Source organism: Thioclava sp. GXIMD4216 (genome assembly GCF_037949285.1).
Classification (GTDB): domain Bacteria; phylum Pseudomonadota; class Alphaproteobacteria; order Rhodobacterales; family Rhodobacteraceae; genus Thioclava; species Thioclava litoralis.
Window position 1 is genome coordinate 1 of sequence record NZ_CP149930.1, and the last position, 23,060, is coordinate 23,060.

The 23,060-nt window shown below is 56.1% G+C and carries 11 protein-coding genes; 8 read left to right on the top strand and 3 right to left on the bottom strand.

What is annotated here, in order from left to right; genetic code table 11:
- Positions 1-135 precede the first annotated feature (135 nt).
- The 3 genes from WDB88_RS17940 to WDB88_RS17950 are packed head-to-tail and all read left to right on the top strand — an operon-like array spanning position 136 to position 4,833.
- Positions 136-966, top strand: a complete 831-nt coding sequence (locus tag WDB88_RS17940; RefSeq protein ID WP_339110151.1) for a tetratricopeptide repeat protein — start codon at positions 136-138, stop codon at positions 964-966.
- A 2-nt stretch (positions 967-968) separates the two neighbouring features.
- Entirely contained in the window at positions 969-3,176 is a 2,208-nt protein-coding gene (locus tag WDB88_RS17945) for a filamentous hemagglutinin N-terminal domain-containing protein (RefSeq protein ID WP_339110152.1), read from the top strand.
- On the top strand, positions 3,169-4,833 hold the full coding sequence (locus WDB88_RS17950; protein ID WP_339110153.1) for a ShlB/FhaC/HecB family hemolysin secretion/activation protein: 1,665 nt from the start codon (positions 3,169-3,171) through the stop codon (positions 4,831-4,833). The genes WDB88_RS17945 and WDB88_RS17950 overlap by 8 nt, the downstream gene beginning before the upstream one ends.
- Positions 4,834-4,835: 2 nt before the next feature.
- On the opposite strand, the gene WDB88_RS17955 is transcribed toward WDB88_RS17950, so the two are convergent.
- Entirely contained in the window at positions 4,836-5,546 is a 711-nt protein-coding gene (locus tag WDB88_RS17955) for a hypothetical protein (protein ID WP_339110154.1), read from the bottom strand.
- A gap of 11 nt (positions 5,547-5,557) precedes the next feature.
- Complete coding sequence (locus WDB88_RS17960; protein WP_339110155.1) at positions 5,558-14,629, bottom strand: filamentous hemagglutinin N-terminal domain-containing protein; 9,072 nt, start codon at positions 14,627-14,629, stop codon at positions 5,558-5,560.
- 344 nt (positions 14,630-14,973) lie between these two features.
- Between WDB88_RS17960 and WDB88_RS17965 the strand changes: the two genes are divergently transcribed.
- From WDB88_RS17965 to WDB88_RS17975, 3 genes are all read left to right on the top strand, one after another.
- Positions 14,974-15,642, top strand: a complete 669-nt coding sequence (locus WDB88_RS17965) for a ParA family protein (RefSeq protein ID WP_339110156.1) — start codon at positions 14,974-14,976, stop codon at positions 15,640-15,642.
- Complete coding sequence (locus WDB88_RS17970) at positions 15,635-15,988, top strand: hypothetical protein (protein ID WP_339110157.1); 354 nt, start codon at positions 15,635-15,637, stop codon at positions 15,986-15,988. The genes WDB88_RS17965 and WDB88_RS17970 overlap by 8 nt, the downstream gene beginning before the upstream one ends.
- Positions 15,989-16,921: 933 nt before the next feature.
- Entirely contained in the window at positions 16,922-17,743 is an 822-nt protein-coding gene (locus WDB88_RS17975; RefSeq protein WP_339110158.1) for a replication initiation protein, read from the top strand.
- Positions 17,744-17,800: 57 nt separating this feature from the next.
- Here WDB88_RS17975 and WDB88_RS17980 read toward each other — a convergent pair whose 3' ends face one another.
- Positions 17,801-18,076 (bottom strand): hypothetical protein, encoded by a 276-nt coding sequence (locus WDB88_RS17980; protein WP_339110159.1) that lies wholly within the window; start codon positions 18,074-18,076, stop codon positions 17,801-17,803.
- Between the two features lie 426 nt (positions 18,077-18,502).
- Between WDB88_RS17980 and WDB88_RS17985 the strand changes: the two genes are divergently transcribed.
- Positions 18,503-19,078 carry a hypothetical protein gene (locus tag WDB88_RS17985; RefSeq protein WP_339110160.1) on the top strand — a complete coding sequence of 192 codons (576 nt, stop codon included), beginning with the start codon at positions 18,503-18,505 and terminating at the stop codon, positions 19,076-19,078.
- A 56-nt stretch (positions 19,079-19,134) separates the two neighbouring features.
- On the top strand, positions 19,135-22,836 hold the full coding sequence (locus WDB88_RS17990; RefSeq protein WP_339110161.1) for an SNF2-related protein: 3,702 nt from the start codon (positions 19,135-19,137) through the stop codon (positions 22,834-22,836).
- Positions 22,837-23,060: the final 224 nt, after the last annotated feature.

Sequence of the window (23,060 nt, forward strand, 5' to 3'; positions counted from 1 at the left end):
TGCCCGGATACTTATACTAGCGCCGCGCACGAAAAACGCACTGCGCAGATTAAGAGAACTCATGGGAGACAGATCACTTGAAAAAATCAAAAAACCGGTTAGGAGATAAGCGCATGTTTTTGCCAAGGATTTCCCATGCGCGACTGGATTGTCATCTCCACCCTTTGTTTTTCGCTTCAAACCCTCGCATTACCCGCCAATGCCGATATCAAGACTGGGGTAGATGCTCTCCAAGCTAATGATCCAGAGACCGCCGCGCGCGAGTTTCAAGACAGCTTCGAATCTGGTGATGCTGACGGAGCGTTCTATCTGGGGCGGATGTTCGAGATGGGTTTGGGAACTGCCCCCGATGTAGGCCGCGCAGCACAACTGTTTCAGGCTGCAGCCGATAAAAACTCGGCATTGGCGCAGAACCGACTAGGGCTGATGTACCTCGACGGACAAGGCGTTATCCGCGACTATAATACCGGTGCCAAACTCGTCTGTGACGCCGCCGCGGCAGGCGAAGAAAATGGCGAATTTAATTGCGGTGTAGTGTTGATGGAGGGCCGCGGCATCGATAAGGACCCAACGCGCGCACTGACGCTTTGGGAGCAGGCCGCCGACAAAGGCCATATCGCGGCGACAAACCTTTTGGCGCTGAACCTCAAGTCAGGAGAATTCGTCACGGCCGATCCGGCACGAGCCTTCTCGCTCTTCTCAAAAACCGCTGAGCAAGGCAATGCGATGGGGCTCTATGAGGTGGCAGTCGCGCTGAACGAAGGTGTGGGTACCGAAACTGACAAGGTCAAGGCCTATACCTATGCCAATATCGCCGCCGCGCGGCAGCATCCTGAGGCTCCCGCCCTGCGCGACGCAATCGAGAAAGAACTCACCCCCGAACAAGTCACCGAAGGCCAGAAGGCGGCGCGTGCCTGGATTGAGGCCGCGCAGGCCAAGGCCGACGCTGACCCCACCGAGAACTAATCATGCGGGGTATTCGCGGTCTTGCCGTAATTTCCGCACTTGCCTTGAGTATCGGTGAGTCTGGCGCCCAGGTGGTGCCAGACGGTTCGACTGATACAGTAGTGACGCTGGGCGCTGATGGTTCGGTCGGTGTGGCATTAGCGCCCGCAACCAGCAATGGCGTCAGTCTAAACCGTTATGATGCGTTTAACGTGGCCAAACCCGGTGTGCAGCTCGACAACCGCACCACCGCCGCACGGACCATTGTCAACGAAGTGACAGGCCCGACTGAGACAAAGATAGAAGGGCCGCTCGAGGTACTCGGCCAACGCGCCCATATCATCGTCGCGAACCCCAATGGTATTACCATCGACGGCGGGCGCTTTATTAATACTGGGCGGGTCGCGCTGACCACAGGTGCGATTGGTAGTACCACGACACAAGTTGCCCCTATGATAACGCGCGAGGATGTAACGACCACTGTTGCCAACGGTCGGATCCATGTCCTCGGTGGAGGGCTATCAGGACAGATGGATGCGCTCGAGCTCATTGCACATGACCTACGCATCGAGGGGCCGATCACCAACGCCGCTAATGCTGAGGACGCTGCGATCAAGCTACGCGCGGGCAACGGTGTGACAACCTTTGACAGCGGCGTACTGCCGGGCAATGCGGCAGCCAGATGGGCAACTACGGTCTCTTCGGACAGCGCCGAAAATGGTGCGGTTCTGGTTGATTTGCTGGCGCCGGGAGTTCTTCGCTCTAATCGAATTGAAATTTTGGTAAATGGTGCGGGCGCCGGAGTGCGGATGGCTGGCGCGGGTTACGCCGATGCACAGGATTTTGTGCTGCGTACCGATGGCCGCGTAGAGGCCGAGGGCGCCACGCTGACCGCCGCCGATGGCCTGTCGTTCGCCGCCGAAACACTCGATATACGCGACAGCACCATTACCACTGCGGGGGTCCTTGCTCTGGCCAGCGACAACGCCCTAAACCTCACAAACAGTATGTTGCAGGCGACGACTGGGTCCGTTTCCCTGTCGTCGGGAGACGCGCTCGTGGCGCGTGACAGTGAGGTTACCGCGGCTGGTCATTTACTGATTGATGCGGATCGGGTTGATCTAGCCGCATCGGAAGAACAACACGTCTGGGCCGCACAGGGCGGAAGCCTAGTACTGAGCACTTCAGGAACCACAACCGAGGGTGACCTGACAGTCTCGGGTGTGCTGCTGCAAGGCGCGCTCGCCAACGATGGGCTAAGCAATAGCGCAGGCGTCGCGGCGGCAGGGGCTGCGACTTTTTCGATAGCAGGCGACGTCAATTTGACTAGTACCGAGAATGCGCTTGGTGTGCTCTTCGCCCCCGGGGGGGACCTACAAATCAATGCAGGCGGCGATCTGGGGAATCTGCAAGGTCGGATTATTGCAAATGGTGATCTACGACTAACTTTTGGCGGCGATCTAAACAATCGGATCAGCACCACTGACATCACCCCAGAAATTAGCAGCGAAACGAGACGCGGCAAACGCCTATGGTATACGCTGTGGCTCATGCGAGAGCGTATCGAGACGCAGGTTTATGATTTCGGTCCCCTGCTGGACGCAGATCGTAGCCCGGTGCTTCTAGCAGGTAATGGGCTGACAATCACTGCAGACAACCTGCTCAATCAGGGTGGCGAGATCGCGGCGAATGGCGGCGACCTGCACATTACCGCGACTAATATCGAGACCCGTGGAGCACCTTCTGGACGTTTAGCGCTACGCGAGAGCTGCGCTATTATTTGTAGCTATGAGACTGAGGGGGAGGTTTCGGTTCTAGGTGGACGGATAGCAGCCTCGGGCGACGTCTCTATCGCGGCAACCGATCGCTTTGCTAACCTCGGCGGTCAAGTGCAGGCAATCGGCGGACTGACGATTAGCGCCGTCGAAGCCGAAACCACCAGTCTTGATGTACCAGTTTTGGTATCACGGCCGGCAGGACTTTATAATTTCTGGCGCTCAAAAGCTGCATGGATCTTTTTGCGTGACCAGTTCGGCACACTGATCGCAGAAACTGGACAATTGCACATTGCGAGTTCCACCCCTCTGCGCATCGACGGCGGCGAGATCGCGGCTGGCGGTGAGATCGTTCTCGACGCTGGAAAAGATCTGGTGCGCGCACCGGGTATTACCTCGCAAGCGCTTAATCACAGGGTCGGTCTGCTCCGCAAGTTGCCGTTGATCAATGACTAAAACTGCATTTTTCGCCCTCGCGGTACTTCTATGGGCTGGGGTCGCTACCGGCCAGCAGGCCGATCCACTGCTCGAGGACCATCGCCAACGCGCGCTCGAAGAGCGAACCAATGCGCTTGGTACGATGGTCGAGCGCGGCGCAACTCCAGATCCAGGTCCGGCACAAGCACGTGGCGGCCCCTGCTTTTCAGTCGACACGATTACTATTGAGGGTGTCACTCTTTTTCCGCCCGCACAAATTGAGGCCATGACCGCCCCCTATGCGGGACGCTGCCTCGAGGGTGCGGACATTCAGGCGCTGATCCGAGGGTTGAACGCGCTCTACGCCGATCGTGGGTATATCACCTCACGGAGCTATATTCCGGCGCAGAACCTCGGCGGCGGGTCGCTAATATTAAGCGTGCTCGAGGGCCGTGTTGAGGACATATTCCTCGTCCAGAGCGGCGCGCAGGTCACCGGGCCGCGGGCCGAGCGGCTCCTGGGCAGTGCCTTCCCAAAAGCACGGGGAGGCCTGTTCCAATTACGGGATTTCGAGCAAGGCCTTGACCAAATGAACCGCCTGCGATCGGTGGAAGCGACTTTACAGTTGCAGCCCGGCGCCGAACCTGGTGGATCTTTTGTCGTGGTGCAGCGCGAACAGGCTGATCGCTTTCGCGGCTGGTTGCGATTTGATGACTTAGGTGGCGAGAGCACAGGGCGCAATCGGATCTCGCTCGATCTTGAGCTCGACGATATGCTGGGGTGGAACGACAATTGGGGCTTTGGCTATACCGGTAGCCAGAATACCAATGCGCTCAGCCTCTATGGCTCGGTACCTAGGGGCTATTGGACATTTGGGATGAGCGCAGGGTATTCGGAATATCTGACCCCCCTAAGCCCGAGTGCGGAGCTTTTCGGCACCACGATTGAGGGCGGAATAGAGGCGCGCCGGATGCTCAAGCGTGACCAGTTCACCACTACCGAGGCCCGTGTCGCGCTGAACCTGCGTCGCGCAGATCGCTTCGTGAATGCAGCTAGGCTTACTCCGCAAGTACTCAGCACATTCGAGATCGGCGCAACTCATATGCGCCTTAGTGCCGGAGCGCGGAATTCCTTTGATGCGACACTGCGCTTTGGCCTAGATGCCTTTGGCGCCAACAGTGACGATCCAACCGCCGTTGCAGGTACACCGCAGGCGCAATTTGCCGCACTGTCCTTCGGCTGGCAACGGCAGGGCGCACTCGGTTCACTCGGTACGATGGTCAACGACCTGCGTGGTCAGCTCTCGGCTGATGCGCTTTATGGCTCTGAGCAGATCGCATTCGGGTCCTATTCCACGGTGCGCGGTTATTCCGAGACGGCCGCGGCAGGCGACAGTGGGGTCTATATCCGCAATGATCTCTATCTCGACCAATCGATCTGGTCGCGCGTTCTGCCGGAAAAGATTATCCCAGCTCTGGCGGGCGGCTTTCAGCCGCACCTGTTCCTCGATATGGGCGTCGCTTGGGACCGCGGGAGGCATAGCCGCGAAACCGCCGCAGGCGCCGGGCTCGGGATCTCGTGGTTTTCAGACCGGATAACACTGGGTGGGCTAATCGGCGTACCGATGATCGACGAAAACCACGTAAAGATCGGCGATCCGCTGATGCAGGTCCGGCTGGATGTGAAGGGATGGTAGTGTCAGGCTAACGGAATAATCCGATCCGCTGCGGCCTTGAGTTCACACAAATACCGGTCATGCGCAGGAGCAATGGGATAATCCCATGCCGCACGCAAATCGGTTACAGCATTACGATTACCGCGCATAAGATCAAGAACGGCGAAAGTCACCTGCGGGCCAAGTCGATGGCTTGCAAAGGGATAATGCAACTCAAGCCGCGTGGGCAGAGAGGCTAGGAAGTTCCGCTCACTTGTCAGGTCATACTTGTTCCGCACGACCGTAAGGGCAGCGTCTAACACCAGATCAAGATAATCCGGAAGCTCCTCGGTCTGGAAATATCCCATTTCTGCGGACACCTCCGGATAGTCTATGTCTATGAAACTTGGCGTCCCGTATGAAAAGTACCTTTCACGTAACTTAGCTCCCACGACGGGACCGATAAACGACCAGCTTTTTAGGCTAAAATTTATCGGCCCCTCCAAAGGCTTTTCGAAAACCTGTCCCAGCGCTGCGGCGAAAAGCGCACTGTGTAGATTAACCTTTGGCTGGCTAAGACATATCAGACCGCGCTCGATATAGGTGAAACTAGGTGTCACCACGAGGTTAATACCAGCGCAAGGCTGCTGCACAAAGCTCGAACCACCGCGTAGATAACGCCAGTTCTCCGCTTTTTTCCCTATAGCGTATTTAGCACAGATACTTTGAACCTCTGCCTTGAGATGAGATTTCATCGTGGCCCCCATCAGTTGATCCTGCGCAGTACCACAACATTGCTTGGAACAGTGGTACCCGAGTATTGTCCGGCAGCAACGACTTCACCGCCTGTAACCTGATACTCGTATACGCAGGCCTGATTACACGTCAATCCAGCGCCTCCGGTCTTTACTTCGATGGTCAAGGCACCGCTAGCGTCAAAGGTGACCGGCTCGGTCAGCACATTGCCGTAAATATCTTCGGCTCGATAGCCATTCGGCACCGTGAAGGTTGCACCTGGTTTCTGCTCGAAGGCGATAATATCGGTGCGCGCGCGCGTCCCGTCCGGAGCGATAAGCGTGACCTCCCGTTCGGTCCTTGCGCCACCAGCCACCAGATAGGAATCGAGATCTTTGACAGCGGTATTGTGATTTGCCTGGATTACGGCGAAGTGCTCACGTGCGGCTATATACTCAGCCACAGAACGTGGCACCTCGCCTTTCGCTTCTTTACGCGCGACATAAGTCGCATATTCTTCAGCAGTAACAAAGGTATTGTCGAATAGGCGCGCTTCACTCAGTGCTCCACTCAGCGTCGAACCAGGACCAACTGCGGTTGCACAGCTCACCAAGTCACCATCGGCGCAGGCCGCAAGATCCGCAACCCCAGTGGCTAGCTCGGCCGAAATCGCTGCGCGTCCAAGTAGGCCACTGCAGACAGGTGATGCCGTGCAGGCTGCCATCAGACGCGCTGCCACAACCGGTGATAGCGCCACAGCTCCGCCAGCGAGCACACGTGTCCAGAACTCCTCAGGGGTAACTTCGCTTAGGGTCTCGGCCACAGAAATGACCTGAAGCTCAGCGGGTTGCGAAGCAATATAAGCGCGATCCTCGTCGGTAAGCGGCAAGAGCTCAAGTACACTTGCGCCATAGTTAGCTGCCCCGGACGCCACGATACGATTTCGCAGAGCAACACTCAGGTCACTATCCTCGTGCAGGAGTTCCGCGCCTGTAATTAGGTCGTTCGCAGTGTCGTATGTAAAGCCTTTGATACAAACAGGGTCGTAATTACAATCAACGATCAGGGCCCGATCATTCGCCTCGCTTCGCTTCGCAAGAAAATCGACCACCCGTTGGTCGCAGACCTTCTCGGATTGGTTTACGCGGCATTCCGCATTAAGCGCCTCCGCCTCCTCGACGTCTTTATGCGTCAGATAATTATTTACTACGGCTGACTGCGCGAGCGTCGAAGCAAAGCTGACGTTAACCGCTTTGCCATCCGACCAGAAGAACGATGCCCAAGCGCCGACCACAGGGGCTAAGTCAAGTTTCTGCTGATCAGTCAGCCCTGACCCAGCCAATACCGACGAGCTAGCCCCTGCAAAGAAACCAGAGGCGCAATTACCGTCCATGACCTCCATTGCGACGCAGCCGAACCCGCCGTGCAGAAGCATATGCGGCAGCGAACCTTCCCAGTCGCCCTGCCCCGCACCAAGCTCACCGATGCCGAATTGCAGCACGCCCATCGTCTCGGTCACCAAGAAGGTTCGGCCAAGATCGTCGAGACCCTCGAAGAAATCCTGCCCGTTTAGAACGTTGGTCACTCCGTTCGAGACAATCCGATCGCCAAGCCGGTCGAGCAGCTGTCCGGGCGAGAAATGACCTTGCAGATCATTGACAAAGGGGCTCGTATCGCTCGCGCCAAGCAGGTCGCCGAGATCGATCTTTTGCGTCAGATAGGTGTTGATCGACGCACCCGCACCCGCAAGTATCGCGCCACGCAGGATCATATCCATGTCGATATCGCCAGTGATTGTCCCGCCGATGACGCCGGTGATAGTACTCGACAGGGCCGCATTGAAGCCCGAGGCGAACACTCCTTGCAGCCCGAGGCTTCCACCCACTCCGCCCGTCAGATAGGTCACGGTGATCGAGAGTAGTGCCTGGAAGGCGGGAGTCAGCTGGACCTGCTTGTCATACCAGCTGTGATCACGCAGCAAGATCGTGTCGTATTGCGCATCATAATCGCGCACCAGCGTATCGAGATAGGAGAATTGCGCCCCATCGGCTGCGGTAGGCAACACGAAGGCCCGGGTGAACTGATCCGCAACCGCCTTGGTCGCATCAGCCGCCGCGTTTGCCTGGCTCGTGGTATAGAGCTCGGGCAGAATGTCCGAGAAATCATGCGTGCCAATAGCGGTAACCAGCTGATCGTTCAGCGTCGCGCCACGGGCGCCTTGGATATGTACCTCGCCGCCGAGATCATATTCGATGTTCGGCGCAAAGATCTGCGGCAGCTCGGCCGTCTCGCGCTCGAACCCCTCCTGAATCGTGGTGATCGTGATCAGGTTCTGCTTCTGGGTAAAACTACTGGAGGCAGTGGAATTGATCGCAGCCTCAATGATGAGGTCATTAGCCGCGCTCAAACGGACGGTGGTACCGGAGAGGGTGCCGCCGGTAATCCGCAGGTTCTGACTGGACGACAGTGTTAGAATTTCGTCTGCCAACAGGTTATTGCCGGTTTGCAAAATACCGGTTTCGGTATGGGTCGAGCTACTCTTACGATAGGTAATGCCAAGCCACGAGCTGCGTGTGCGAGTACTCGCGCTCATGGTGTTGGTTTCAGCATAGGTGCCAAGCCAAATCGAGCCGACCCCTGAACGGGTGCTGACCGTAACCGATTTCGCGCTCATCTCGGTGCCAGCGGATAGGATCGTATAATCTTCGGAATCTAATGTCGCTGCGCTGGAGATCGAGATCGTACCATTCAGCGCCTTCAATGCCGTACGCTTATAGACATCACGGTCGGCGTCGTAAGTATAGGTCTTAGTCGTTTTCTTGCCCCACCATTTACGTTTCGTGGTGGTCTTGTCGTAATGATAGACCCACTCACCGGGGGCTGCGATCATCATCACAGTGCCCGCCAGTGATTGGACCGTTAGATCGCCGTTACTCGAGGTGATCTGGCTGCCGATTAGCTCTATATTGCCTCCCGCCGACAACGAGACATTACCCGCGGCGGAGAGCTGGTTCTCGTAGGCGCGCAGTTCTTCAAGATCAATGCGGCCCCAGTCATGGCTTGTCGAAATCCGCGCCTGATAGATCGAGTTATCAAAAGCCCACCCAACATATTCAGGGCGCTCGCTCCCATCATTCACCAGATACATCGGCTGGCTGATGAGCCTGCCCTCAGAGACAATGGCCAGATCGCCGCCCGAACGGATCTTACCAGAAATCAGATTGATCCCGGCGATCACCGTATCAAAATTCGCGGGCAACTTATTGGCGTTGGCAGCAGCATATAGCGTAATACCGCCCCCGCCACTTTGCAACGTACGCCCATCGGCGCCAGCAGTGGCCAGATCCCACCAGTCTCCACTGAGGTTACTCAGACGGCTCGCGTTATTAGCGCGCCAAGAAAATGGATCGAATTCGATCAGGATACCACCGCCGGCAGAGTAAGTGATACCGCTGGCAATAACCACATGGTCACGCTGCCACAGGCTGTTGTAAGCGCTCAGCGTCAGCGATTTAAGCGCCAACGCACCGGCGTCGTTGTAAGCGGCAAAGCGGTGATCACCAGTCACCGCGATTGTACCCGCAAAAACCGTAACATTATACGGCACTTCGCGGCCAAACCAATCGGAAGTGTAGAACCAGCCATAGGTTTGCATCAGCTCGAGCTTATTACCCGGGTTCAGCGTCACCCCGCCATAATTCTTCAGATATCTGCTCGCCTCGAGATGCACCAACGAACCTGCGTTCAGCGTCAGGTTCTTCAAGCCGATATTTTGTCCGGCTTGAACGTAAATATCCTTGCCGGCAGTGATCTGACCCGCCAGCAGGATATCACCCTGATCTGCGATCAGTGCAATCGACCCAGTGGCATTAATTGGGCTCGATTCGTAGAGGTGCCAGCCGCTTCTTGTATCAATGTAGGTAGCGATTATGCCCACTAAAGAATTAATTCTGTCGGAATAGAGCTGTCCGATCTCAATATCGCCGACAGTCGTTAGCTCGTCGATGTCTTGGCTGAGCGAACCGAAGCTGCCTAAACTACCCTCACGCAGCTTGACATAGAGATCGTTCTGATTCGGATCGAAGGTACCTAGCTTGGCATTCGTGCGCTCAAATACATAACCGCTTGCGAGAGTGGTGCTGCCAGTCCAAGGCGTCGATCCCTCATAACGCAGGATATCATCAGCAATAACTGTCGTCGAAACTGAGCCCTTGAAGACCTTGGCCGCCGCGTAGACATCGTCTGCGGCCTCAACGTAAAGCGCTTTAGTGCTCAATGTGCCGCCGACACTGACATCGCCCGCCCGCGCGACAAGGCTAATCGCATCGGTGACCGTGGCGCCCCCATGAAGTAAGACATTATTGGCATTAACTACTATCTTTCCGCCCGAGGTCAGCTTGGTGAAGCTCTCGAACCGGCCGCCATCTGCAAGAATCGAAATTTCCTGCCCATAAATAGCGCCATAGTTGGTAGTCGTGCCCCCTGAATGCAAACTGAGATTTTGCCAGCCCGAAATCTCGCCATAGTTGGTCAACCAAGTGTCGACTGCTATCGTCGTTTGGTTGCCCTTTAGAACGGCGGTGACCGTGCTTGTGGTGACGGGATTATAGTTCGAGAGCGCATTGGCCGAGATCGTTAGCAGCTCCGTGCCGTTGATCAGGTTCTTGTTGTAGAGCGTCTTAGCGACATCGATATAGACCTCGGGGCCTCTGATTATGCCGAGGTTCTCCAGATCGCTCGCCCGCGATTGCAGGCCGATTGTGTCGCGCGCCTCGATAATCGCACTGGTAGCATTGGTGATCTTATCGTTGAGCGAAAGCTTCAGCTCTGCGCCGCGGATCGCGCCAGTATTGCTCAGCCAACTCTGTCCTGCGATATAGATTTCTTCAGAATAAAGTGCGTTGCTGGTGGAGCTGTAGCCTAGAGAACCTGCATTGGTAATGGCTCCCGTTGCCGAGACAGAAATGATATCGCCATAAATCGCCGCGCCTTCAGCGTTGGTGAACGCCCCAGTCACATCGAGATTGACTAGTTCCGAACCGCGCAGCGTGCCTTTATTGGTCAAAGTGCCGGCGTTCAGGTCCATTTTATCGGCGCGGATCACACGGTCGGTATCATTGACCATCTCGCCGATCACGTTGACATAAAGATAACCGCCCAAAACATCGATCAAGCCGTCGGTGTTGTTGTACAAACTCGCTGCATCGAGGCCGAAGTAGGTTTGCGCACGGAACTGCCCTTGGTTGTTTAAGCTCCCTCCGATATCCCCGAAGAACCCATAGGTATCCACCTTGCCCTTATTTGAGAAATAGGTATCGAGGTTGCTCCCGAGCGAAACAGTTTCAATCGTCGCGCCTGTATAATTGCTCAATGAGCCCGCGCGTATGTCAATCTCATGTGCGCCAAAAAGCGTGCCTTGATTGTGAAGATAACCACTCAGAGTGGCTCGCAGATCTGTTGACTGGATACTGGAATCGACGGCATTCGTTAAATTCGCAGCGGTCACGCGAATACTATTTGCTGCCTCCATCTCGCCGATGTTGGTCATATCTCCGGTGGTCGAGATTGTAATTTTGTCGGTAGCCGATGTCAGCGCGCGTGTATAACCCGTTCCAGCGGTCGCAGTCAGCTCGATCGCGTTGGAAAATGCGTTACCCTTAAGATCGAACCTGCTGGCAGCGACCCTAAGTAAATTTCCTGCCACAAGTTCACCGCTGAGCGACGCCGCGCTGGTCCCGGTCAGGATTACATAATCAGTCGCCGAGATTGCCGCCGTACCAGCGGTGGTAATCGTCGTGCCCGTCAACTGGACCTTATCACCGGTCAGCACGCCCGACACTGAAATTGCGCCGTCCGCAGTCACCCCAAGTTTCTGCCCCGATGCCAGAAGACTGCCAGCTACGGTCGAAAAGCTACCCGCGATTAAGCGCAACTCGCCTGCCGCGTAGAGCGATCCATATATTGAGGTCGCACCCGTCGTAATCCAGTCGCTACGCGCAGTGCTATCGAGCGAGCCGGCACCGTAGAAAGCAAAGCTGTCTCCGGTTACATTGAGCGAGGCCGCCGCCAGCGTGCTGTCGGCGCTAGTCTTTATCGCCCCGCCGCTTAACGTCACGACGCGCTCAGCGCTGATGAAACCGCTCAGCGTTTGGCGGGCCCCCTCGGTCACTGTGGTCAGCGATACCGCCGACGCTGATTGTAGCAGCCCCGTGTTAGTAATATTACGTGCCTTCAGCGTCAGGTTGCCGCTGGTGGTAAGGAATACGCCGCTGTTAGAGAAATCACCGCTCAACGTGAATGTGCGCGTACGTTCAGTACTGATTACACCCGAATTGTTTAGTCCCCCAAAGCCCCCGTCCTCTACTAACTCATAGAGGTCAATATATCTTCCGAGTATGATGGCGCCGGAATTCGCCAATCCCTGCGTCGAAGTGAACTTTCCGATACCGCTCGCGTTCAATACCGCGTCAGTACCAGTCTTGATTTTGTAAGCTGTTAAAACTAGTGCTCCACCAGCTTGGACTTGACCATCAACCAGAAGCTCGCCTGCCGAGAGATTACCGGTAAGGCTGACGTTACCGCCTGCTGCGATTGTACCCGCGATAATGTTCGCCGTGAAAGTCGTGGAAACCGACTTACCTGAAATTAAGGTCTGGGTCTCATCTACGGGTGCAAGACCGGCAATCAAGCTGCTGCCCGCAGCCAGCACGAGAACCGAAGTCTCATCCCGTCCAGTCAGCCCTATAGAGCCAGCCGTTGCGAATGTGCCATAGTTCTCGAACCGATCAATATCGCCACTACGCTTGAAGTCGTTGACTAGGAAAACACTTCCCTCATTACGGATCTTCGCAGTGGTAATCGCGCCAGAGGTTGCCCGCACGAGAGCATCTGCGCCAGAGTTGAGGAAATAAGCACCGCGGATCGACAGCGTTGCATCAGCCACTAGATTGCCGGTGTTGGTGATCGTGGCATCGGAAATTAGTGTAGCTGAATGATAGGCCGCAATGTCACCGCTGTTGGTGATTGCGTTCCTGCCCGTGACGTTTAGGTCAATGCCCGCAATCAGACTGCCGCCATTGCTAAGGTTGGTTGCGCTGAACACCGCCGAGGTCTCGGCGATCATCGTGCCCACGTTAGTCAAGTTCGGCGCGGTGACGCTCAGGTTGGCTGCCGTACCTATCTGACCTAGGTTCGACACACTCGTCGTACCGCTGACCGACAGCGTGCCAGCAACTCGGATATCACCCGCCGCAGCATTGACCACCTTAGCCGCACTCAAAATGGCGCTAGCTGCATTAATGTAGCCTGTATTGGTCAAATCGCCGCCTGAGACCAGCTTTAGCGTACCATCGGCCAGGATCGCCCCCTCATTAACCAACGCGCCGGTGGTAGTGATTTGCAACCCTTCGGCGGAGATTAGGCCGGTTTCAGTGTTAGTGAACTGGCTCAAATCCAGCTTGAGCGTACCCTCTGAAAGAATTGTGCCCGCGTTCTGCACCAGTCCGGCCACCGGCCAGCTAATCGCGTTGGCGGCGAGTACGCCATTCGCTTCGTTGTAGAATGCCCCATCATAGTCGATTGCGAAATCATCATAGATCCGCAAATCAGCGCTATTGTGAAAATCGCCCGTCGCCGTAACGCTGAGCTTGGTCGCAGTATCGTCGTCAAGCCCGGCCCAATAGACATTCGCACCCAACGTAAAATCATCTGCACTCAGGCTCAGGTCCGAAGTCGTGAAAATCGCCGTATCGGCTAGAACAAAATCGGCAGCTGCGGTTGAGGCGTTCAGCGCTAAGGCGACCAGCGTCAACCCATTCAGCTCAGCTGTACCGCTCGTCGTAATTGCCGCCGTATCAGCAATAGAGGCCAGTCCCGAGAAACTCAACGTCGTCGAAGCGCTGACGTTGAGCCCCGCGCCCGATTGCAAGTCGCCATTTAGATCAACCGCCGCTTTGGACGAGTTGATTGTGACTCCCGAGAAGCCATAAATGCCTGAACCCTCAGCGGTGACCACATCGCGCCGACCGGTAATCTTCACATCAGCCGCGGTCGAGACAACATCGTTCGAGACGTTAACCTCCCCATAGCTCGAGCCGATCGTGACCGCGCCTTTGGCAGCGACGGAAGATACTTCGATCGCACCTTGGTTAGAAACCTTGACGCCGCCCGCCTCGCCCTGCATCGCGCCCAGACTCCGCACACCAAATCCGCGCTCAGTACCAATGATCTGGATTCGGCCTGCTTCCATTGCCCCAAAGGCAGTGGCGTCGATCGCAAAGCCGCTCGCAGGAGCGCCTTCGGGAGCCAAGGTTGCGCTCGTAGCTCCTTTCGACAGATCGTAGCGATAGCCGCCGCCCACAATATTGAGCGCATCAACTGCGGTCACCTGACCGTCGATCACCACCTCGCGGCCAAGCAAATTGACTGTCGACACGCCCGTAGCCGCGCCATTTAGACCACTGCGCCCGATCGTGACTTTGCCTTTAGTCACATCAAGCGTAACGGTACCGCCGTTAATGGTCGGCACACCGGTACTCAGCGTCGCTTGATCGGTATTGATAAAGCTACAACCGTTGCAGGTGATGCCATTTGGGTTGGCGATCACTACGTTGGCCCGCGCACCAGCAACCTCTACCGGACCAACCAACGACGAATCGTCGGTCGACGTGACTTCATTGACAATCGTACTGGCGCTACCTGAAGTCAGGTTGGCGTTGCCTGCGACACTGCCTGCGACGGTTGTTGTAGAGGTTGTGGCAGAGTTGTTTAATACCACCCCGCGCGAGGTAACGTCGAAGCGATCATACTGATTAAGTGAGACACCGCCGGAATTCGGCGTCGCGATGTCGACAATCTGCGGGCGCGATGCTCGCTTTAGCACTGGAGCCGCGTACCCAACGTTGCCGTTCGGGTCGATGACAATTTCCTGCGCTTTTGCCATCTCGGTCAGCCCGGGCTGCACGAAAATTACTGCGCAGAGTATGATCCTCAGACCGCGTCCAATCAGATCGGAAAAGGCATTCAGTGCAGAGCGGCGGTCGGAGAGTCGCGCAGAAATACGTTTCATCGTAAAAAGATCTCGACAATCAATGATATCAGACACTCTTATCTCGCGAGATTGTGAGCGACAATAAAAATCTCCTGCATTGAAAAGTAGAAGGAGAAGTTTCACCGAATTAGTTGGAAAACTTTGCTCCTGTTGTGCATGAGACCCCTTGCGCTCTTTTGAAGGTTGGCACCTGTATTTTGCCTAGTTCGTAAAGGGGGCTTCCTCTGCCCTGCTGTCTCCCAAACAAATTAACCATAAGCTTGCTTTCTAAAAGAATTCTAAAGCATGCCATGCCTACCCTAGGCATGGCATGCACAGGGTAGGCATGGTTAGGATTTACATTGCATGGCATGTCATACTAGATTTTAGGACAATAGAGATTCGCACAGGAGTGGCTCATGCCCGTAATTTCATTTGCTTCGTCTAAAGGGGGGGCTGGAAAAACGACGTCAGCTATCATCCTCGGGACCGAGCTGGCACAAGGCACCAGTGTCACCATGATTGACGCGGATCCCGCTGGCCGCTTGGCAAGATGGTCGGAGCTTGCGCCCCTATCGGATAATCTTACAGTCCTGGTTTCTGGAGGAGAGCGGCACATCCAAGCCGAGATCGAAGAGGCCGCATCCAAAAGCACCGTCGTCATCATCGATCTAGAAGGGACCGCCTCTAGACTCACGAGTTTCGCAATTGCGGAAAGTGATTTAGTCATCATCCCCACAGCCGAGGAGCAGCAGGACGCCAACGAGGCTCTCGAGACACTCGCCGAAGTACGCCGCGAGTCCAGAGCCCGCCGACAAAAGATCCCAGCCGTCATTCTCAAGGCCCGCACCGCTGCAGCCGTCAAATCCAAGCTGGAGAAGCACATCGCGGCAGAGCTCGAGAAAGCAGGCCGAGTTCTGAAGACCGAGCTTAACCGCAGAACGGCCTTTTCATCGCTGCACAACGCGGGCGGCGGACTTCGCGAGCTCGACCCAAATGACGTTAACGGCATCGACAAGGCGATCGTGAACGCTGAGGCCTATGCGGCCGAGGTCTTCGAGATTTTGATGGAGGCCGACAATGCCTAAGCCTCTTAACTTCGCCGCTTTAGAAGGCCTCAACGAACGGAAGAAGGCAACCTCGCAAAAAGAGGTGCCCGTTGTCGAGCAGACAATATCAACACCTGAACTCGAACCAAAGTCAGCCCAGAAGACGGCTCACAAGCGCGCTGGTTCATCCACGCAGCGAAGAGCAGCTGCTGGTGGCAGCCGCTGGGTGTCTCGCGAGCCCGCTGCCGATGGTCAGATCTCGATCAAAGCTTCTCTCGAGTCGATTGAGCGGTTTCGTCAGATGTGCGCCGATGACCGGCGTACTTATGGCGATATGCTCGAGATTCTCATGGATAGCTTCGTGGGGAAGGGTAGGGGGGGCTAGCCTTCCCCCCAGAAACCTCACACTTGACCCAAAGGGTTACTGACGCCGAAATGTCCGCATAAAGATCCGGCTCTTGAATTCGATATCATGATTGGAAAGCCGCCATCCACACTATGAAGCCTAGCCAAGCGAGGGCGCTTCGTCATGACTTGCGCATCCCGCTCATTCGAAGGCCCCCTTCTTCACCATTGTGGGGTCTGATCATGTCTATCGGAACGTATTTATAAGCGCATCGTGGCGTTTCTGGCGCACTCGGTGGCGGCAAATTTGATCAACGCTCTCTTTTTTCGCTTCTCCAAGAAAACACCGCGCGAACATTCACCTGTCCATTCGTCCGAGCCCAAGTTGATTTTTTGCATACTAACTTCGTTGCGACAGCCAACAGCATCGATGGCCTTCCGGCCGCGCTTCTGGATTGTTTCACAGTTTTGAAGGTTTAACCTCCACAAGGGGGAGCGCTTTCACTTTTTCGAAACAAAGTTCATTGGGCACCTTCGACTACTAGGTCAGATCGGAAATTGTGCCTCTCATCGAAGATGGTGATCTGTGTCTGCGGGATTTGAGTCGCTTGTGGGATCGTTTTGACTTCATTTTTCGCAGTCTGACCCTTCAATGAGGGATCGGGTTGCCCTTCTTTTATTCTATTTCATAAATTCTATTTTCAGGGCCGATTCATCGTTTAAAAACATAAGCTTACTTACTGAAATGTGAGGTATTTGGGGCGAGGGGTGAGGTTTCTGGGGCGAGGGGTGAGGTTTCTGGGGCGAAAAGTGAGGAATCTGGGGGGTGAGTTTTCTGGGGGTGGGTTCGACTTATCCACAAGGACGGATGAATAAGATCATCAAATCTCTTTCACTCTTCGTCCCAGAGTGTCTATCTTGAAGTATGGAATCGCAACGACTTGTAACACTGTTCCCGACGGACGTAGAGGCGATGAAGCCGTCTGAGCTGATCCGGATCTCCGGACATCAGCAGCTGTCGCTGGCGGCACGTCGTGCAATCACCTTGCTCTGGCATAATGCGCACAGACAAGGGATCGAGGAAGGCAAGGACTACACGATTGAGATCGCGTCTTTGAGGACCGACGGGCATAAAGGCTCCGGCGTTGTAGAGGAGGCCATCATCTCGTTGATGCAGACTGTGCTGACGGCCCAACTTCCGGATGGCAAGACTCGGCGCGTCCAGTTTCTCGGCGGTAACGATATGGATGACCCAGGGAGACCTCGGGGCGTTCTGACATACTCATTCGACAAGCGTCTTGTTGAAATTCTAAAGGATTCAAGGATTTGGGGGCGCATCGCCATCCCAGTCCTGATGGCCTTTTCCTCAAAGTATGCGGTTTCGCTCTACGAGAACGCCAGTCAGTGGGCGGGCCTGTCGCACAAGACGTGGCACGAGATGAGCCTGGGCGAGTTCCGCGATCTGCTGGGTGTCGAGAAGTCAAAATACCCAGCGTTCGGTGCGCTCAACAAGCATGTAGTGAAGCCGGCGATTGAGGAGATCAACGCGCTTGCGCCTTTCAACGTCCAGGTCATTCCTCTCAAAGAGGGCAGAGCCGTGGCTCGGATCCGGCTTGGATGGTGGGCCAAGGACCAGGAGCAGCTCAAGGCGGCCTTCGCTGAGTCTCAACGGTCGCGCGTCGGCCGACGCGCCCGTATCTCCGGCACGGTGGAACATGTTGGTCCAATGCCCTCGATCGATACGATGGGCAGACGAGCGCGTTTGGCGACGCGTGACCTGCTCGACGAAGACTGATTCCCCAGATTCTTCACTTTTTCGAATTTCGCGGAGAGGGGAGAGGTTGACCTCTCCCTAGGTCTCGCGGATGCCGTGGACTTGCATCACTTCCGTTCCGGATTTCTGCGAGCGATGCTCTCTATAGAGGAGACCGGATATCAAGGTTCTGTCGCAAAGTTTGCGGAGTGTGGGCATAAACGCCTCGGCGGGGAACTCGCCGGTCTGGTCCTTGCGCCACGGGCATCCGGCGCACTGCTGGCGGCGATAGGATCCCTTGCTGCCTTCAAGGGAGATAACCGCGTGATCGTCTCCGGCCATGCGTGTGCGGGTGATCTTGGTGCGCGAGGTCATATCTTCTCAACCTACGCTGCAAGCTCCTTCTCCATGCGGTTCTGCTCATTGACCACCATCATCATCACATAGCGTTCATCGAGCCCTGCCTTGAGCCATCTCGTGCAGCTTGACCTCGACAGAAAAGGCCACGACGACCGTCTTGGGAGAGCGTGAACGTTGAGGTGGCCCCCCTTTCCGGACAGTTTTTCGGCGGTCTGCATCGGTCAGTGATGGCGTGCTAGATGATGGCGATACCGGCCCAATTTCGGTGTTGTCGTCACACTTTATAGTGTGACGACAACCGCCGATCGACCATCCTAAATTCGGCACGATTGCGCAACTAAATGCAAGAAAAGTATAAATATGAAATATGATACATATTTTATATTGTAGCGGTATGGAATGTGTAACATACTACACGCCGTAGAGCAGAGGATGATGCCCATGCCTGTAGTCAGACTGAACGACGCAACTTTTGTCGATCTGAAGTGCATCTCGACTTGGATGGGGACGGAAACTCCATCAGAAACGATCGTGCAGCTGGTACGGGAGAAGATGGCAGCGCTAGACCTAGAGCGTGACATCGAGATCGGCATTGATCCCACCTCGGAAATCAGCAGCTTCATGGAGTTCAAATCCACTCCAGGCCTTTCATTTACAAAGGTCTTATCTGCGGAGGTTGATCGCAAGAAGATAGACAAGCCAAACTGGGCAGCAATTCTTCTCGGCGCAGTGAGTTCTCTTAAGGCTAAGGGCCTATCCGGAGAACGCCTAGCTGAGGCCATACAGATTCCTACCAAGCCGGCGTGCTACGAAGAGGAAGGATTCCGATATTACCCTGACCTCGGCATCTCTATCCAAGGGCAATCAGCCCAGGAGGCTTGGAAAGAAGTTTCCAGAATAGCCGACAGGCATGGTATCGCAGTACAGGTGACATTTCAGTGGCGTGATAACGAGAAGGCCCAATATCCTGGGCAGAAGGGAATCCTTCGTGCTGGCGGATCAAGCCACAGGCCATAACTTGACAGCATTTAGAAGAACCTTCCCTTAACTAATATGCCTTGGAGCCTGACCTATTGCTCTTCCAGTTTTCTGAATATCAATCAAAGTTCTTTGCGCACCACCTGACATCCGAAGGCATTCAGGAAGAAGACGCTCTGACGCAGTCCCTCTCAGCAGCCAAGGTGGACCTCAACCCTCACCAAGTGGATGCTGCGACATTTGCCCTACGCTCTCCATTGTCGAAGGGCGTTCTTCTGGCTGATGAAGTCGGCTTGGGAAAGACAATCGAAGCTGCACTGGTCATTAGCCAGCGCTGGTGGGAACGTGAGAGAAACATTCTCCTCATCGTCCCTGCTTCTCTGCGCAAGCAGTGGGCGACCGAGCTGCGTGAAAAATTCTCGCTGCCATCGTTCATTCTTGATGCCAAACGCGTCAAAGACCTTGAGAAAGAAGGCACTCCGAACCCTGTAGGGCGCGGAGAAGGCATCATCATCGTCTCCTACGAGTACGCCGCACGAATTGCAGACATTCTGCGACGTACGCCCTGGAGCCTCGTGGTTTTCGACGAAGCTCATAAGCTGCGTAACGTCTACAAGGCCGCCGAAAACTCTCGGGCTTCGGTTCTGCGCAAGGCGCTCGCGGGGCGTCAGAAGCTCCTTCTGACTGCGACCCCTCTGCAGAACAACCTGATGGAGCTGTACGGCCTCATCAGCATCATCGACGAAACCTACTTCGGCTCGGAGCAAGCCTTCCGCAGCGAGTTTGGCGGACGAGAAGGTCTTACCTCTCAGGCCCTGCTCGCGAAACGCCTTGAGCCTATCTGCAAGAGAACCCTGCGCCGCCAAGTCCAACGCGCTGGCCTGATCAACTACACTAACCGTCTCCCCAAGACGTTCGACTTCACGCCTGGTCGACTGGAAACCGACCTCTACGAAAAGGTTTCCGAGTATCTCCAAGACCCCAGCACCATCGCCTTGGGGCAGAACGGGCGTCATCTGGTGACGCTCATGCTGCGCAAGATCCTTGGATCTTCCTCCTTCGCCGTAATGCAGACCCTCGACAAGATGATCCGCAGGCTTGAGGCGAAGCGCGTCGTCGGGGCGGACACGCTCGATGACCTTGATGGCTTCAGCGACGAAGCCGAAGACTGGCGCGAAGCGGATTCCGGTTCGGAAGCCGACGCGATCGAGGACGACACCGAAGATGCAGAGCGCGTCGATCCCGCTCAGCTCGAAGCGGAAATCAAGCGGCTCACCCAGTACCGCGATCTGGCCGCATCCATCTCGGACAACGCAAAAGGCAAGGCGCTTCTGGACTGCCTGCCGAACGTGCTCGACGAGATCGTCTCCAAGGGCGGCCAGCGCAAGGCCGTGATCTTCACGGAATCCGTGCGGACCCAGACCTATCTGCGCGATCTGCTCGAACAAAGCGGTTTCGAGGGACAGACCGTCGTCCTCAATGGCTCCAACTCGGACGCAGACAGCAAGGCCCTCTACAAGGCCTGGCTGGACAAGCACGGCGGCACCAATGTGGTTTCGGGCTCCAAGACCGCCGACATGAAGGCCGCCATCGTCGATGCCTTCCGCAACGACCGCACCATCCTGATCGCGACCGAGTCCGGGGCCGAGGGCATCAACCTTCAGTTCTGCTCCCTGCTGATCAACTACGACCTGCCCTGGAACCCGCAGCGGGTCGAACAGCGCATTGGCCGGTGCCATCGCTACGGCCAGAAGATCGACGTGACCGTCATCAACTTCCTGAACCGGAAGAACCACGCAGAAGCGCGCATCCACCAGCTTCTGGAACAGAAGTTCAAGCTCTTCGAGGGCGTGTTCGGCTCGTCCGACGAGGTTCTGGGCGTCATTGAGTCCGGCGTCGACATCGAGCGGCGCATCCTCGACATCGTCCAGTCCTGCCGTACCACGGACCAGATCGACGCCGCTTTCGACCGTCTACAGGAAGAGTTCAGCGTCGAGATCGACGAGGCGAAGAAGAACGCCCGCGACCAGCTGCTGGCCGAGATGGACGACAAGGTGATCGAGCGGCTTCTCGGCCGGAAAGACGCCGTGCATTCCGCCATCGGCGACTTCAAGCGCGCGCTGCTTGGTGTCGCGCGGGCCGAGCTGCCGAAGGCCCGCTTCCACGACGACCATGCGCAGCGCTTCGATTACGGGGGCGAAACCTGGTCCAGCGAATGGCCCGAGGCCGACGAGCGCGGCTGGCGCTTCTTCCGCCTTGGCGACGAGGGGCTGGCCGATCAGCTGGTCCAGAAGGCCAAGTCGCGCGATCTGGCCCCTGCAATGCTGCACCTCGATTATAGCGCCTATCAGGGCAACATGGGCGACGTGGCCCTGCTTAGGGGGCAGTCGGGCTGGATGCGCGTGGCGCGGGTCCGGCTGAAAACCCCGGCCAAGGTCTATGACGAGCTGGTCTTCGCAGCCTTCAGCGACAGCGGCACGGCCATCGACCCGGAAACCGCTTCCCGGATGCTCTATGTCCCGGCGACGACCGAGGGCCTTGGCGCGGACACCCTGCCGGAAGGCGACCTGAAGGTCGCCCGCACGGTGCTCAGTGTTGTGATCCCCCAGCTCAGCAAGGAAGTGTCCTCGATCCGCGTTCTCAACGATCCAAGGGTGATCGAACGCATCGCGGAAGCAGCCATTGTAGCACAGAAACCCGAAGAAGGTTTCCTTCCCAGTATCACGAAGGAAAAGGCCGTCGCGGTCGCTCAGGAGCTGTGCAAGAACTTCGTAGAGCGGACCCTCGCGATCCCTGCTCTCACGATCACTCCGCAGCAGCAGGTTTCCTTCGGCTTCAAGCGCTTCGATCTGGACATGAAGAGCTGGAACTTCCAGCCGTTGTCCAATGAGCTCATGATCCAGGCTCTGCGTACAGAGAAGACATCGCGGATTTCCAGCGAGGATAAGGGTGACACCGCAAACCGGCTGGAGGATTACATCGTCGCGCGGCTTATCGACTACCCTGAGATCGACTATGACGCCCATGCTGCCATTTTGTATGATCTGGCTGGGCAGGCAGTCATCCAAACCCGCAACCGCTTCGCGGACGACGATGAGCAAACTCGCAGTGTCGTCCGGGGTCATGCGAAGGCGATGGCCGAAAGCATTTTCTCGCAGATGAAGCAGAATATGTGGCGTGAGCACACGAACTACCGTGTCTCGCTGACATCTGCATTCGGCGAGCTGCGCCCGCAGACCTTCGATACCGCCGGTACGAGATTCATCCGGGACTTTAAAACACCGCCAGATCAGAAGCAGGAGATCCGGAAGTATATCTTCACTGGATTCGTGAAGGGCTGCTATCAGTATGCGAAGTTCGACTCCGATCCAGAACGCAAGCTGGCGATCATCCTTGAAAAAGACAGTTCGGTCCGCCTTTGGATGAAACCTGGTCCCAACCAGTTCAAAATTTTCGATAATCACGGTGCGCCGTATCAGCCCGATTTCGTTGTAGAAACCGATACGGGCAAGCTGATCATCGAGGTGAAGCGCCAATCGGAAATGACCGCCGCCGAGGTTCTGCGTAAGGCAGATGCGGCAAGCCTGTGGTGCCATGTTGCGACGCAAGCCGGTGCAAAGAACGGCGAGAAACCTTGGCATTACCTCCTTGTGCCGGAATCCGACGTGCAAGAGAACTTCACGGTTTCTGGCCTAGAAGCGACGCACACGCGTGCCCCGGACACCGATCTGCTCAGTCGATATATCTTTGAGGCCCCCTCTTCCTCAGCCGGGGCGGAAACGGAAGCGGTCGGCTGAGCATTCGTCGCTCCTTCTCTCCGGCCTATAGTCTCGGAACAGTTCGCCTGTTTCCTTCATCTCTACGGCCGGAGACGGGCAGCATATCATGGCGGTGTCGAAGCGCCATCAATTCTCAGCTGAGAAAGAAGCCCTCGCCCCTGGAACCGGTCACCGTTAATGACCTCCTTCATGGGATCAACAAGAGCGGCTACGCCAGATTGCGGCAAGGGCTGACGGAACTA